General features: G+C 71.6%; 15 protein-coding genes. 8 read left to right on the top strand and 7 right to left on the bottom strand.

Going from position 1 to position 14,302, the window contains the following annotated elements:
- Nucleotides 1–77: 77 nt before the first annotated feature.
- On the bottom strand, nt 78–323 hold the full coding sequence (locus ACXJKQ_RS15215; protein ID WP_457106567.1) for a hypothetical protein: 246 nt from the start codon (nt 321–323) through the stop codon (nt 78–80).
- A gap of 3 nt (nt 324–326) precedes the next feature.
- Nucleotides 327–728, bottom strand: coding sequence for a MucR family transcriptional regulator (locus ACXJKQ_RS15210; RefSeq protein WP_457106566.1), 402 nt, complete (start codon nt 726–728; stop codon nt 327–329).
- Nucleotides 729–1,136: 408 nt separating this feature from the next.
- On the opposite strand from ACXJKQ_RS15210, the gene ACXJKQ_RS15205 reads away from it, so the two are divergent.
- Nucleotides 1,137–2,096, top strand: coding sequence for a helix-turn-helix domain-containing protein (locus ACXJKQ_RS15205; protein WP_457106565.1), 960 nt, complete (start codon nt 1,137–1,139; stop codon nt 2,094–2,096).
- Between the two features lie 31 nt (nt 2,097–2,127).
- On the opposite strand, the gene ACXJKQ_RS15200 is transcribed toward ACXJKQ_RS15205, so the two are convergent.
- The 5 genes from ACXJKQ_RS15200 to ACXJKQ_RS15180 form a co-directional block, all read right to left on the bottom strand.
- Complete coding sequence (locus ACXJKQ_RS15200) at nt 2,128–3,456, bottom strand: MFS transporter (protein WP_457106564.1); 1,329 nt, start codon at nt 3,454–3,456, stop codon at nt 2,128–2,130.
- 320 nt (nt 3,457–3,776) lie between these two features.
- Nucleotides 3,777–4,703 (bottom strand): hydroxymethylglutaryl-CoA lyase, encoded by a 927-nt coding sequence (locus tag ACXJKQ_RS15195; protein WP_457106563.1) that lies wholly within the window; start codon nt 4,701–4,703, stop codon nt 3,777–3,779.
- Nucleotides 4,700–5,893 (bottom strand): CaiB/BaiF CoA transferase family protein, encoded by a 1,194-nt coding sequence (locus ACXJKQ_RS15190; protein ID WP_457106562.1) that lies wholly within the window; start codon nt 5,891–5,893, stop codon nt 4,700–4,702. The genes ACXJKQ_RS15195 and ACXJKQ_RS15190 overlap by 4 nt, the downstream gene beginning before the upstream one ends.
- 101 nt (nt 5,894–5,994) lie before the next feature.
- Nucleotides 5,995–6,915, bottom strand: coding sequence for a LysR family transcriptional regulator (locus tag ACXJKQ_RS15185; RefSeq protein WP_457106561.1), 921 nt, complete (start codon nt 6,913–6,915; stop codon nt 5,995–5,997).
- A gap of 24 nt (nt 6,916–6,939) precedes the next feature.
- The gene (locus ACXJKQ_RS15180; protein ID WP_457106560.1) at nt 6,940–7,314 is read right to left on the bottom strand and encodes a hypothetical protein; all 375 of its coding nucleotides are present in this window, start codon (nt 7,312–7,314) and stop codon (nt 6,940–6,942) included.
- A gap of 202 nt (nt 7,315–7,516) precedes the next feature.
- Here ACXJKQ_RS15180 and ACXJKQ_RS15175 point away from each other — a divergent pair, with 202 nt between their 5' ends.
- From ACXJKQ_RS15175 to ACXJKQ_RS15145, 7 genes are all read left to right on the top strand, one after another.
- Nucleotides 7,517–8,152: a LemA family protein gene (locus ACXJKQ_RS15175; protein ID WP_457106590.1), complete on the top strand. Its 636-nt coding sequence runs from the start codon at nt 7,517–7,519 to the stop codon at nt 8,150–8,152.
- Between the two features lie 34 nt (nt 8,153–8,186).
- Nucleotides 8,187–9,005: a TPM domain-containing protein gene (locus ACXJKQ_RS15170; RefSeq protein WP_457106559.1), complete on the top strand. Its 819-nt coding sequence runs from the start codon at nt 8,187–8,189 to the stop codon at nt 9,003–9,005.
- Nucleotides 8,995–9,627: a TPM domain-containing protein gene (locus ACXJKQ_RS15165; protein ID WP_457106558.1), complete on the top strand. Its 633-nt coding sequence runs from the start codon at nt 8,995–8,997 to the stop codon at nt 9,625–9,627. Before ACXJKQ_RS15170 ends, ACXJKQ_RS15165 begins: the two co-directional genes overlap by 11 nt.
- Before the next feature lie 381 nt (nt 9,628–10,008).
- Nucleotides 10,009–11,313, top strand: a complete 1,305-nt coding sequence (locus ACXJKQ_RS15160; RefSeq protein ID WP_457106557.1) for a nucleotide disphospho-sugar-binding domain-containing protein — start codon at nt 10,009–10,011, stop codon at nt 11,311–11,313.
- Nucleotides 11,310–11,549, top strand: a complete 240-nt coding sequence (locus tag ACXJKQ_RS15155; protein WP_457106556.1) for a ferredoxin — start codon at nt 11,310–11,312, stop codon at nt 11,547–11,549. Before ACXJKQ_RS15160 ends, ACXJKQ_RS15155 begins: the two co-directional genes overlap by 4 nt.
- Entirely contained in the window at nt 11,546–12,871 is a 1,326-nt protein-coding gene (locus ACXJKQ_RS15150) for an NAD(P)/FAD-dependent oxidoreductase (RefSeq protein WP_457106555.1), read from the top strand. Before ACXJKQ_RS15155 ends, ACXJKQ_RS15150 begins: the two co-directional genes overlap by 4 nt.
- Nucleotides 12,864–14,123 carry a cytochrome P450 gene (locus ACXJKQ_RS15145; protein ID WP_457106554.1) on the top strand — a complete coding sequence of 420 codons (1,260 nt, stop codon included), beginning with the start codon at nt 12,864–12,866 and terminating at the stop codon, nt 14,121–14,123. Before ACXJKQ_RS15150 ends, ACXJKQ_RS15145 begins: the two co-directional genes overlap by 8 nt.
- Nucleotides 14,124–14,302 lie beyond the last annotated feature (179 nt).

Here is a 14,302-nt window from a genome sequence, read left to right as displayed (position 1 = left end):
CCGGACCGGAAGCCGAGCCCCGCGTGACGCGGAGCGGACGGTCTCCGGTCCGGCTCCCTGCGGCGCCCCCCGACGCCTCAGGAACTGGCCATGGCCCGCACGAAGGCCAGGCAGGTCCGGCGCGCCGCGGGATTGTCGATCGCCACGAAGGCCGTGACGAGGTCGGCGGCCTGGCTGATCGCCATCTCGGACCGGTCGGCGTCCGGGTAGAAGCTCGCCACCGGCACGTCGAGGATCCGGGCGATGCGGGTCAGGGCGTCCTGAGTTCCCGGCGAGGGCGCGGACGTCACCGGCATCCGGTCGTCGGATGAGTCCGGGGTCATCGCTCAGGCCGCCTTCTGGCCGAGCTGAATCGCCCTGGCGATCACCGACCGCCGCGCCGCGTAGCCCGGAGCAACCATCGGATAATCGGCCGGCAGGCCGTACTTGGCCCGGTAGCGCTCGGGCGTGAGCCCGTGCGCGGTGAGGTGGCGCTTCAGGGTCTGGTAGGGCCGGCCGTCGATGAAACTGATCAGGCCCGCGTCCTGGATCGAGGCCTCGACCTGCGCTTGGCTCAGGCCGCCCGAGCCCGGCGCGGTCCCACGGAGACGCGCGATCGCCGTGTGCACTTGGTCGATCAGCCCCGGCAGGGCCGCGGCCTCGACCGCGTTGCGGGACACGTAGGCCGCGACGATCGCACCGACCTTTTCCAGCATGAACGTCGAACGGTGATCGGTATGGGTATCCATTTGAGACATCGCTGTTGTACGGCGCGCCACCGCCGGCACCTCATCCGGGCGATCGAGCCGGGACGGAACGGTGGCGCTAAGTTGTTGCAGGGCCAGGGATTGGCCGGTGAGGAGTCGACCCCCGCGTGCGGATTTCCCGCCGCTTCTTGAGGATGCAGATAATATACAATATGAGCGGAGCGCGGTTTGTCTGGCGGCGCGAGGTCTCTTGTCCGACCGCGCAAACGGCGGCGCCCGCGGATTGGTTACTGTGGCGTTCACTGATTTCAGCCGACATGATCTGCACTTGAAGCCGTCTTCGGCTTTGGTCTGCGCGTGCGGCCGCCAGGCTGCGAAGCGCGCGGCATCGTGCGGTGCGTTCGCCGGTCATGGTCGCGATGCAACCGCAGGACTCCCGGAGCGGCAGGGATGCAGACGCTTTTCACGACCGCCGGGCTTCATCCCCGGGACGGCTTCCGGCGCTGGCGGGAGACCCTGTTCGACCAGTGCGAACCCATCGAGCAGCTGCGTCTCGACGACAGCCCGTTCGCGGCGCGCCTGGACGTCGCGGCCGTCGGCCCGCTCCTCGTCAGCCGCATCGCACAGAGGTCCGTCCGGAGCGAGGCGACCCCCGACACGCTCCGCCGTCGGAGGGCAGAGGGGCGGGTCTGCGTCGCCTTCGCGCTGGCCGGTCGTACGACGAGCCTTCAGGACGACCGGTGCTCGGTGCAGAGGGCTGGCGACATCGTGGTGCTCGATCAACGGCCCGGGGTCGTGGCCTCGGACGCCGACAGCGAATACCTGTTCATGGAACTTCCCCGTGAGCGCCTGGAAGGCGAACTCGGGCCGACCCGGCTCTACACGGCGCTGACCCTCAACGGGGATGCCGGCCCCACCCTCCTGGCCCAGACCTTCTTTCGCGACCTGCTGGGCATGAGCCACCGGCTCGACGCAGTCACGGCGGCGCGCATGGCCGGCATCGGCATGGATCTGATCGTGGCGAGCCTCGCCGATCGGCTGGCGCAGGAGATCCCCCGCTCGGTCCAGGGCAACGCCACGGTCCAGCGCGCCAAGGCCTACATCGAAGCGAACCTGTGCGACCCGACCCTCGATCCCCCCGCGCTCGCCGCCGCGATGGGGCTGTCGCTGCGCCGCCTCCAGGAGCTGTTCCACGAGCGCGGCCGGCACATCTCCGACTACATCTGGGACCGCCGGCTGGAGGCGGCCGCCTGGCGGCTGACTGATCCCGCCTGCGCCCACCTGTCGATCGGCATGCTGGCCTACGGGTGCGGCTTCGCCAGCCAGGCCCACTTCGCCCGCCGCTTCAGGGACCGCCACGGCGTGACGCCCCGGGACTACCGGACCGCGGCCCGCGCGGGCGTCCCGTGATCTGCCGTCCGGGACGCGCGCCGCCTTCGTCTCACACCGCGCGGTCGCTGCGGCGCAGGCTCGCCGGCATGGCGAAGAGCGCGAGCCCGGCGGCGACGAGGCAGAGGACCCCGATGCCGTAGAGGGCCGGCGTGGTCGACCCGGTCAGGTCCTTCACACAGCCGACCATCACCGGGCTGACGATGCCGCCGAACTGGCCGAGCGTGTTGATCAGGGCGATGCCGCCTGCCGCGCCGACGCCGGTGACGAGCTTGGCCGGCAGGGTCCAGAAGGTCGGGATCGACGCCACGATGCCGGCGCCCAGCAGCGCGAGGGCGAACATGAGCGGCACGATGTGCTTGTCGAACAGGCCGGCCCCAAAGAAGCCGAGCGCCGCCGCGACGGCGAGGCCGGCGACGAATTTCGGCCGCTCGCCCGAGGCGTCGGACAGGCGCCCGATCACCACCATGCTGATCGCCCCGCAGATGTAGGGGATCGCCGTCAGGAAGCCGACGGAGGCCGCCTGCCCGCCGCTCGCGGTCTTGATCAGGTCCGGCCCCCAGAAGTTCAGGCCGTAGGAGCCGATCTGCAGCAGGAAGTAGATCAGCGCGATCATCAGGAAGCCCGGCTGCCGGATCGCCCCGAGGAGCGAGTGGTCGCCGATCTCGCGGTTGTGGTGGGCGATGCGGCTCGACAGGAATTCCTTCTCGGGCTCGGAGAGCCAGCGGGCGTCGGCGATCCGGTCGTCGAGGCGGATCAGTACGAGCAGTCCGAGGACTAGGCAGGGCAGGCCGCCGGCCAGGAACAGCCACTGCCAGCCTGCGAGGCCGCCGACGCCGTTGAGCCCGCCGAGGATCAGGCCCGCCACCGGCGCCCCGAAGATGCCCGAGAAGGCCGAGGCCACGAACATGAAGCTGGTGATCCGCCCGCGATGCGAGGCCGGGAACCAGATGGTCAGGTAGTAGAGGATGCCCGGTGCGAAGCCCGCCTCCATGGCGCCGATCAGGAAGCGCAGGGCGTAGAAGTGCCACTCGCTGCGGATCAGGATCATGAGCGCGGTGGCGATGCCCCAGGAGATCATGATCCGGGCGATCCAGCGCCGCGCCCCGACCCGGTAGAGGAACAGGTTCGAGGGCACCTCGAAGATCACGTAGCCGATCACGAACATGCTCGCGCCGAGCCCGTAGGCGACGTTGCTGAAGCCGAGGTCGCTCTGGAGCTGGAACTTGGCGAAGCTGATGTTGATGCGGTCGAAGAACGCGAACATGTAGCAGATCATGATCAGGGGCATGAGCCGCCACGCGACCTTGCGGACGACGCCGCTCTCCGTCACCGCGCCGGCCTCGACGGCGGCCGGCGAACCCGACAGGGCTGCGGTCATGGTTTCCTCCGTGGTGGTTCTTTCGGAACCTATCGGGCGCGGGGCCGCCTTCGGGTGGGCGGCTTCCCGCGGAATCGAGTTTGGGTCGGCCAACGGCACACGACAGTGATGCCACGTTGGGCGGACGAGGCGCCGGTCCCCTTTCCCGTGCGGGAGGGGGACAGGGTGAGGGAAGAAATCTGTCCGGGGAGGTCGCACCCCTCACCCCAACCCTCTCCCGTACGGGAGAGGGCGCGCATTGCGTCCGTCAGAGACGTCGGCGTTTCACGGGCCGCGTCCGTGGGGCGGGCCATTGCGAGCCCACCGCAGTTCTTCTCCGGTCAAGCCGCCTTGGCCGGCGGCGGGTGGAGGTCGCAGGGTCGTCCGGCCTTGGCGACCTGGCCGGGCACCTCGTGACCCACGAGGCGGGGCAGGTCCCGCGACAGGCCGATCAGCGCCGGAAGGTCGAGGCCCGTCGGCACACCCATCTCGTGGGCCATGCTGACGAGATCCTCGGTGCAGATGTTGCCAGTGGCGCCGGGCGCGAACGGGCAGCCGCCCAGGCCGCCGAGGGCCGCGTCGAAGCGCCGGGCGCCCGCGTCGTAGGCCGCCAGCACGTTGGCGAGGCCGAGGCCGCGGGTATTGTGGAAGTGGAGCGTCAGGCGTCCGGGACCGATCAGGGGCAGGACCCGCGCGACGAGGCGGCCGACCTGCCGGGGATTGGCCATGCCGGTGGTGTCGGCCAGCGTCACCCCGTCGACGCCCAGCGACAGGTATCGCTCCACCTGCGCGACGACCCTGTCGGCCGGCTGGTCGCCTTCGAAGGGGCAGCCGAAGGCGGTCGCCACCGTGGCGTTGGTGCTGACGGGCGCACCCCGCACCGAATCCATGATCCGCGCGAAGCCGGCGATCGAGTCGGCCGGGCTCATGCCCATGTTGGCGCGGTTGTGAGTCTCGCTCACGGATGCGACGAGGTTGATCTCGTCGACCTCGGCGGCGAGCGCCCGCTCGGCGCCCTTCGGGTTCGGCACCAGGGCGACGTAGACGGTGCCCGGCCGGCGCCGGATCCCGGCGAACACCGCGGCCGCGTCGGCGAGCGCCGGCACGGCCTTCGGCGAGACGAAGGACGAGACCTCGATCCGGCTGAACCCGGCTTCCGCGAGGGCATCGATCAGGCGGATCTTCTCGGCGGTCTCGACGAAGACCGGCTCGATCTGGAAGCCGTCGCGGGTGGCGACCTCCTGGACGATCAGGGCGTCGCCGCTCATGCCACGGCTCCCTTCTCGCGCAGGGCGGCGATGCGGGCCGCGTCGAGGCCGAGTTCGGTGAGCACGGAATCCGTGTGGGCGCCGAGGGCCGGTCCCTGCCAGCGGACCTCGCCGGGGGTCTCGGAGAGCTTCGGGACGATGCCGGGCATCTTCACGGCCGTCCCGCCGGGCAGCTCCGCCTGCAGGATCATGTCGCGGGCCTGATAGTGCGGATCGGCCACGATGTCGGCCACCGAGTAGATCCGGCCGGCCGGCACGTCGGCGGCGTCGAGGACGGCGAGGGCCTCCGCGACGGTCTTGGTCTTGGACCAGTCCGCGATCGTGCCGTCCAGCAGGGCGGACTGCTTTGAGCGGCCCTCGTTGTTGCGCAGGGCCGGATCCTCCGCGAGGTCGGGCCGGCCGATCGCCGTCATCAGGCGGCGGAAGATCGGGTCGCTGTTGCCGGCGATGACCACGTAGCCGCCGTCCCGGGTGGGATAGGTGTTCGACGGGGTGATGCCGGGCAGCGCCCCGCCGGTGCGGGTGCGGACCTCGCCCAGCAGGTCGTATTCGGGGACGAGGCTCTCCATGACGTTGAAGACGCTCTCGACGAGGGAGACGTCGATGACCTGGCCCGCGCCCTGCCCGGTCTTGACCCGCAACAGGGCCATCAGGGCGCCGATGACGCCGTGGAGCGAGGCCAGGGTGTCGCCGATGCTGACGCCGACCCGGGCCGGCGGCGAATCCGGGCTGCCGGTGGTGAAGCGGATGCCGCCCATCGACTCGCCGATGGCACCGAAGCCCGGCCGGTCGCGGTACGGGCCGGTCTGGCCGTAGCCCGAGATCCGCACCATCACGAGGTTCGGGTTGAGGGCCGAGAGCACGTCCCAGCCGAGACCGAGCTTCTCCAGGCCGCCGGGGCGGAAGTTCTCGACCACGACGTCGGCGCTCCGGGCGAGCTGCTTGACGATGTCGAGGCCTTCCGGAGACTTCAGATTGATGGCGATCGACTTCTTGTTGCGCGACTGCAGGTACCACCAGAGCGAGGTGCCCTCGTGCATCTTGCGCCACTTGCGCAGCGGGTCGCCCTCGCCCGGCGGCTCGACCTTGATCACCTCGGCGCCGAACTCGGCCATCAAGCGCGTCGCGAACGGCGCCGCGATCAGCTGACCAAGCTCAAGAACACGGATGCCGCTGAGCGGACCGGACATTCTCTCCTCCATCTTTATTGATTGTGTGATTACTGCAATTCAGCAATTTAAGTCCAAACGTCATGCACCACCGTGCGTTCGCGTACGGAGAACGCACGTCGTCAGCGCGCAGCCGCCCTGAGATGCGCCAGCAGGAGCGTCGCGGCGGGCGTCAGGGGACCGGGGCGGACCACGAGGCGCAGGGTACGCTGCGCCCAGGGATCCGTCAGGGCGACGGCGGCGAGGCGCATCGGCGGTCCGAGCAGGGCGTAGACGTGCTCCGGCACGGTGCCGAGGCCCATCCCGACCTGCGCCATCCGGCAGATCGCGTCGAAGCTCGGCACGTGCATGCGCAGCCGGAGGGGCCGGCCGAGGCGCCGCGCCTCGTCCCGCAGCGCGGCGTAGATCGAACTCTCCGCGTGCAGGCCGACATGGTCGTAGTCGAGGGTGTCGGCCAGGGCGACGGCGTCGCGGCCGCTCAGGGGATGCCCGGCCGGCATCACCAGGACGAGGCGATCGGACCGATACGGGTGGGCGTCGAGGGACCGCGTATCGGTCGCCCCCGCGCAGATGCCGAGATCGGCGAGTCCCTCCTCGACCCCTGCCACCACGCCGCCGCTCGGGCGCTCCTCGAGGTCAAGACGGATCCCGGGCTGCGCCGCCAGGAAGGCCTGCAGATCCTCGGGGAGGAATTCCACGATGGCCGAGAGGTTGGCGAGCACCCGCACGAAGCCGCGGACGCCGCGGGCGTGTTCGGCGAGTTCCAGGGCGATCTGCTCGGCGCTCGCCAGCATTCGCCGGGTATGATGCAGCAGCGTCTCGCCCGCGGGCGTCGGGCGCATGCCGCGGGGCTCGCGGGTCAGCAGCGTGCAGCCCAGCGCGTGCTCCAGTTCGGTGAGGCGCTTGCTCACCGCCGAAGGGGCGATGGCCGCCCGCCGGGCCGCGCCATTGAGCGTCCCCTCCTCGCAGATGGCCGCGAACAGGCGGAGCGTCTTCAGGTCGAGGCGGCTCAGGGTTGCGGCCGCGGGCAGGTCGGCGGGCATCCGGCGCTCGGTTCAGGCGCGCCGTCAGTCGCGGGATCCGACCGGCTGGCCATAGGTGCCGAGACCGGCCTTGGCCCCCTCCCGGTTGACGCGGCCGAAGCGCAGCACCGCCTGTTCGAGGTAGTCGATCGCGTCGACGAGATGGGCGCGCGCCTCGGCGATGGTCTCCTCCCCCTCCTCGACCGGCGTCTCGGCGAGCTTCACGGCGGCGATCAGGACGCGGTCGCGCTCGTCCTCGATCCGAGGATCGCGGGCGAGGTTGCCACGGACCCGGGCGTCGAACGCCTCGATGATCGACCAGGGGAGCGCGTCCTTGCCGGACGGCGCCCGGAACGCCCGGGCGTGGCGCCGCGCGGCGGCGCTGGCGGCCCTGACATGGTCGGCGAGTGCTGCATCCATTCCCGGTCTCCGCGGCGCCGTGCCGATCGGTCCGCCCGCTGATCCGAACGTGCGCAGGCCCGGACCGTTGCCGCCCCCTTACCGGGCGGCGCCACAAACCTTCAAGGCAACGGACGCAAGGGCCTTACCTTGACGGTTCGTGCCCTTATCTCTCGTGTTCGTGATCAAGCGGCCGAGTCTCGGCCGGCAGAAGGGGGACGATATGGGAACGACGCTGACGGCCGGCGCGGTGCGCCGGACATCGCCCGCGGCGCGCCTCCTCGGCGTGCTCTCGGCGATCCTGGTGGCCGCCGGTCTCTCCGGCTGCGGGGCGGTCAACCGGGTGCCGACGCTGCAGGAGCAGGCGAAATCCTCCTGGAGCGAGGTGCAGAACCAGTACCAGCGCCGGGCCGACCTGATCCCCAACCTCGTCGAGACCGTGAAGGGCTACGCCCAACAGGAGAAGGACGTGCTGATCGGGGTCACCGAGGCGCGCGCCAAGGCCTCTAGCGTGAAGGTGGACGCCTCCACGGTCAGCGACCCGCAGAAGTTCAAGGAATATCAGGACGCCCAGAACCAGCTCTCCGGCGCGCTCGGCCGCCTGCTGGTGACGGTGGAGAAGTATCCCGACCTCAAGTCGAACCAGAACTTCCTCGCCCTGCAATCGCAGCTCGAGGGCACCGAGAACCGCATCGCGGTGGCGCGGCGCGACTACATCACGGCCGTCCAGGCCTACAACACCGAGGTGCGCACCATCCCGGGTCGCTGGATCGCGGCGATCCTGTATCCCGACGCCAAGCCGATGGAGACCTTCACGGCGACGCCCAACGCCGACCGGCCGCCGAACGTGAAGTTCTAGGGTGCCGCCCATGGGCAGGACCGAGGGTCGGGCCATGAGCCGGGCCATGAGCCGGGCCATGAGCCGGGTCATGCCCGTCCGGGTGCGGCTCGCCCTGTCGCTGGCCGTCCTGGCGGCCTGCCTGACGGTCTATGCGATCGGAGCGCTGGCGGCCGAGCTGAGCTTCCCGGCGCTGACCGGCCGCGTGGTCGACGCGGCCGGCATCCTCACGCCGGAGCAGCGCGGCACGCTCGAGGCGAAGCTGAAGGCGCACGAGGACAAGACCTCGGACCAAGTGGTCGTCGCCACGGTGCCGAACCTCCAGGGCACGACCGTCGAGGACTACGCCAACCGCCTGTTCCGGGACTGGAAGCTCGGGCAGGCCAAGACCAACAACGGCGTCCTGCTGCTGGTGGCGCCGAGCGAGCGGAAGGTGCGGATCGAGGTCGGCTACGGCCTCGAAGGCGCGCTCACCGACGCCCTCTCCCGGGTGATCATCGCCAGCGCCATCACGCCGCGCTTCAAGACCGGCGACTATTTCGGCGGCCTCGACGCGGGCGTCGACGGGATCCTGTCGATCCTGTCGGGCGACGCGCAGGAATGGCAGCGCAAGCCGCAGGTGCGCGCCGACGAGGTCGATCCCGCGCAGGTCGCGGTCTTCATCGCCCTGTTCCTGATCGTGCTGTTCGTCGCTTGGCGCATGAACCGGGGTGGCCGGTCGGGGCGCGGCGGCGGCATCGTCTTCCTGCCGGGTCCCGGCTCGGGTGGATGGGGCGGCGGCTTCTCGGACGGCGGGTCGTCGGGGGGCTTCGACGGCGGATTTTCCGGCGGCGGCGGCTCGTCGGGCGGCGGAGGAGCCTCCGGTGACTGGTAGGGGCGCGGACGTGCTGACACCCGAGGCGCGGGACCGGCTCGCCCGGGCGGTGGCGCGCGCCGAGGCCGGGACATCCGGCGAGATCGTCGTGATGGTGAGCCGGCGGGCGGGCGCCTATCGCTCGTTCGTCCTGCTGACGGCCCTGGTGGCGGCGCTGGTCCTCCCCTGGCCGCTGCTCGTCCTGACGGCCTGGAGCGCCGCGTCGATCCTGCTTGCCCAGGCGGCCCTCGTGGCCGCGATCCTGGCGGCGAGCCAGAGCGAGGGGCTGCGCCTCGCCCTCGTCCCGCGCCGCCTGCGCAGCGCCCGCGCCCGGGAAGCGGCCCAGCGGGCCTTCTGGTCCCGGGGGCTGAGCCTGACGCGCCGGCGCACCGGCGTCCTCCTCTACCTGTCGCTCGCCGAGCGGCACGCGGAGATCGTCACCGATCTCGGCGTCCTGCGGGCGATCCCGCCGGCCACCTGGGACGGCATTCTCGCCGACCTCGTGCTGGCCCTCGGGCGCGGCGCCGTCGAGCCCGGCCTGACCGCGGCGGTCGAGCGGGTGGGCGCCTGTCTCGCGGAACGCCTCCCGGCGGAGCCGGGCGATCCCGACGAGTTGCCGAACCGGGTGATCGTCACCGATTAACGCGCGGCGGCCCGGTGCCGCCGCGTCGTCGGCAGCCGGCGACGCGGCCGCGGCGGGTGCGGCCCGTCGACCGCGGCCAAGCCGTCCTGTCCCGGTGAACGTCCCGGCCGGGATGGTCTGTTCGTCGGGGCCAATACCGGTATGATCGCATCAGCACGCGTTCGGCTCGAAGGACGGCAAGCCATGGGTGCTGACCGGCGCGCCCGTCCGGTTTTGTGCGCTGCCACACGAGGTCGGTCCGCCCGCTGTAACCTGCGGCATCAGCAGGCGATTGCCCACCGTAGAGCGCATGCAACACGCCCGGTCGGTCTCGGCACCGCGCTGGGGAGACCGTGACGGGGCGTGTGGCCGGTCCGTCCAGCGGCACTCGAGGAGACCGAGATGAAGATCCTGATCGCCGCGACGCCGTTGACCGGCCACGTGAACCCGCTCCTCGCCGTCGGCCGGGCCGCCGCGGCACGGGGCGACGACGTCCTGGTTCTCACCGACCCGGCGTTCCGATCGAAGGTCGAGGCGGCGGGCCTCCGGTTCACGGCCTACACGGACAATGATGCGGCCGCATTCCGCGAGACCGCGCTGCCCGCCGGGCCGGAGCGCTACCGCCGTGAGTTCCAACGCCGGTTCGTCGATCCCATGCCGATCCAGGCCGCCGCGCTGCGCGCCCTGATCGCCGCCGAGGCGCCGGACGCGATCGTGGCCGGCAGCATGTTCCTCGGCGTGTTGCCGCTCCTCCTCGACACCGCGCCGCGGCCGCCGATCGTGACCGTCAATGTCAGCATCCTGTTCCTCGACCGGCCCGATCACGCACCCGTGGGCCTGGGCCTGCCGCCGGCCCGCGACCGGGAGGATCACGTCCGCTACGCGACCTTGAAGGCCGGCATGGACGCGGCCTTCGTGAACCCGGTGCGGAGCTACACGGATGCCCGGCTCGCGGAACTCGGCCTGCCGCCGCTGCCGGCCTCTCTGCCCCACTCCGTCGTGATCCTGCCGGATCTGTTCCTGCAGCCCACGGTGCCGGGCTTCGAGTACGATTACGGCGTCCTGCCGCCGGGTCTTCGCTTCATCGGCCTGCTCCAGCCGCCGACGCCCCCGGCGCCGCTGCCCGATTGGTGGCCCGAGCTGGAGCGCGCGAACGCGGCCGGTAAGCCCGTCGTGCTCGTCACCCAGGGCACCCTCGCCAACGCGGATTTCGGGGAGCTGGTCGAGCCGGCCCTCGCAGCCCTGGCCGACCGGGACGATCTCCTGGTCCTGACCACTACCGGCGGCCGTCCCGTGGACGCGCTGCGCGGGCCGGTGCCGGCCAACGCCCGCGTCGCCACCTTCCTGCCGTTCCGGGACCTGCTGCCGCGGGTGAGCGTGCTCGTGACCAATGGCGGCTACGGCAGCGTCTCGCAGGCGCTAGCGGCCGGCGTGCCGATCGTCTCGGCGGGACTCACCGAGGACAAGGCCGAGGTGAACGCACGGATCGGCTGGTCGGGGGTTGGCCTCAATCTGGGGACCAACACCCCCACCTCCGACGCGCTGCGTGCGGCGGTGTCCCGGGTGCTCGACGAGCCCGGCTTCCGCCAGCGCGCCGGGGCGATGCGGGACGCCTTCGCGGCACGGGACGCCATGGCGTCGATCCTGACCGCGGTGGACGATCTCGCCCGGTCCGGAGACGCGCTCCCTCTGGCGAGGTCGGCATGAAACCGGCCTCTGCGGGCGCTGCGCTTCGGGTCGTCGTGGACCTCAACCGCTGCCAGGGCTACGCGCAGTGCTGCTACGCCGCGCCGGACGCCTTCGTTCTCCGCGGCCACGAGATCCTGTTCTACGATCCGACGCCGCCGGCCGAGCGGCGGGGCGCCATCGAGCGGGCGCTGCAGGCGTGCCCGGTCCGCGCCATCAGCCTCCAGGCCGGCCCGGACGACGGGGACGCGCCATGACTCCCGAATCCGCCGGCATCGTCGTGGTCGGGGCGTCCCTCGCGGGCCTGCGCGGCGCCGAGGCGCTGCGGCGGGGCGGTTACGACGGGCCGCTCACCCTGGTGGGCGCCGAGCCATACCGCCCCTACGACCGGCCGCCCCTGTCGAAGCACGTGCTCGCCGGGGAACTCGCCGCCGACGCGACCCGCCTGCCGGAACTGGCAGACCTCCGCGCCCGCTGGCGTCTCGGGAGCCCGGCCGTGGCCCTCGACCGGGCGGCCCGCACGGTCCGGCTCGCCGATGGATCGGTTCTGGCCTACGAGTCCCTCCTCGTGGCCACCGGCGCGGAGGCCCGGCCCTGGCCCGCCGAGAGCGGCGGCCGGCTCGCCGGGATCTTCACCCTGCGCGGACGCGATGACGCCGCGGCCTTGCGGGAAACCCTGCTCTCCCGCCCGCGGCAGGTACTGATCGTGGGGGGCGGCCTGATCGGCTGCGAGGCGGCGTCGTGCCTGCGCGATCTCGGACTGCCCGTCACCCTGGTCGATCCGAATGCCGCGCCCCTGGCGCGCGGACTGGGGACCTTCGTGGGCGGGGTGATCGCCGAAAGCCTGCGCGCGTCCGGCGCCGCGTTCCGCCCGGGGACCGTGGTCCGCGCCTTCGAGGGCGATGCGGCGGGACATGTGGCGCGCGCCCGGCTGGCGGATGGCAGCGTCCTCAAAACCAACCTCGTCATCGCGGCCCTCGGCGCGACCCGGGCGACCGGTTGGCTCCGGGCGGCCGGCCTCAGGGCGGATTCCGGCGGGGTGACCTGCGACGCGGCCTGCCGCGTCCTCGACGCCGAGGGTGTGCCCTGCCCGGACATCTACGCCGCCGGCGACGTGGCACGGTGGCCGATCCCCCTCTACGGCGACCGGCTGGTCGCAGTCGAGCACTGGGGCAACGCCGTCGAGCAAGCGGCCCACGCCGCGCGCAACATCCTGGCCGGCCCCGGCGGCCAGCGGCCCTACGCGCACCTGCCGGCCTTCTGGTCGAGCCAGTTCGGCCTCAACATCAAGCTGGTCGGACTGCCGGAGGGCGCCGATTCCGTCGCGGTGGTTCAGGGCTCGCGGGCGTCCCGGCGCTTCCTCGCGGTCTATGGCCGGGCCGGGCGCAGCATCGCGGCCGTCTCGTTCGATCAGGCCCGGTGGCTGCCCGCCTACGCGGAGGCGATCATGGCCGGCGCCCCCTTCCCGCCGATCACCGACGCCACCGACCGACCCCGCATCGAGACGGCCGTCCCAGGCTTCCCGTCGCCGCGCCCGGGCGCCCCGGCGCGCCCACCCGCCGAGACCGTCCATGTCTGACGACGCCCTGTTCGCCGCCGTCATGGACCCGGCCAACCGGGCCGACCCCTACCCGCTCTACGCGCGGCTGCGGCAGCGCCCGGTCTCGCGCCAGCGGGACGGCAGCTACGTGGTGTCCACGCATGCGGCGATCCGGGCTCTGCTGTTCGATCCGCGCCTCAGCTCCGAGGACCTGCCGCCACCCCGGCGTCCGCGCACCGGCAATCCGCTCAAGGACCTGATCCTCAATCCGATCAAGAACCGCATCAGCGCCACGCACCGCCCGTTCATCTTCCGCGATCCCCCCGATCACGACCGGCTGCGCAGCCTGGTCATGCGGGAATTCTCGATCGCACGGGTGCAAGCGCTGCGGCCTCGGATCGCCCGCGAGGTGGACGCCCTGCTCGACGGGTGTCGGGGGCGCCGGGAGGTCTGCCTCGTCGGCGATCTCTCCTATCCCCTGCCGGTGACCGTGATCTGCGAGCTGCTCGGGGTGCCCCGGGCGGACGAGCCGCGTTTCCAGGCCTGGGCGACGCAGCTCGCCACCGCCGTGGAGCCGGACGCGCGCCACGACGACGCGACCCGCCGCCAGATCTTCGGCGCCTTCGACACGATCGCCGCCTACATGCGCGACCTCATCCGCGAGAAGCGTCGCCGCCCGACCGACGACATGCTCAGCGGTCTGGCCGCGCCCGGCCCGGACGGCCGGAAGCAGTTGAGCGACTTCGATCTCCTGTCCACGGCGGTCCTGCTGCTGGTCGCCGGTCACGAGACCACGGTGAACCTCATCAGCAACGCTATGCTGACCCTGTTGCGGCACCCCGAGGAGCTGGAGCGCCTGCGCGCCGATCCCGAGCGCGCGCCGCGCCTCATCGAGGAGGTTCTGCGCTACGAGCCACCGGTCCATTTCCGGACCCGCAAGGCCCTCGGCACGATCACCGTGGCCGGCGAGACGATCCCGAAGGGGGCGCCCGTCATCCTGCTTTTCGCCGCCGCGAACCGTGATCCGGCCCGGTTCGGTACTCCCGACCGCTTCGATCCCGACCGGGGCGACCTCGAGCATTTCGGTTTCGGCGGCGGCCTGCACTACTGCGTCGGCGCACCGCTCGCGCGGATCGAGGCCGAAATCGCCGTGGTGGCGTTGAGCCGCCGCTTGGTCGCCCCGCGCCTGATGGGCGACCCTCCGCCTTACCGCCCGGGCGCCTCCCTCCGTGGCCCTGAACAGCTTCACATCGGCATCGACGGCATCGCTTCCACCGCGCACAAACCATGAAGAAGGTCTGAAGACCGCTGTTTCACGTGAAACATTTGTAAACCACGGTTTCGGGGCACCAACCGTTGACGCCTCTTGGTTACGGGCCGGCGATCCGCCGGACGATCCGGAAGGCATCAGCGCTCCGGCCACCAAGAAGACCGCGACCGGCAAAGGCTGAGTGGGCGGTCCGCGGACGG

It is taken from the genome of Methylobacterium sp. P5_C11 (genome assembly GCF_054049775.1).
This window is presented reverse-complemented; position numbering and strand designations above follow the sequence as displayed.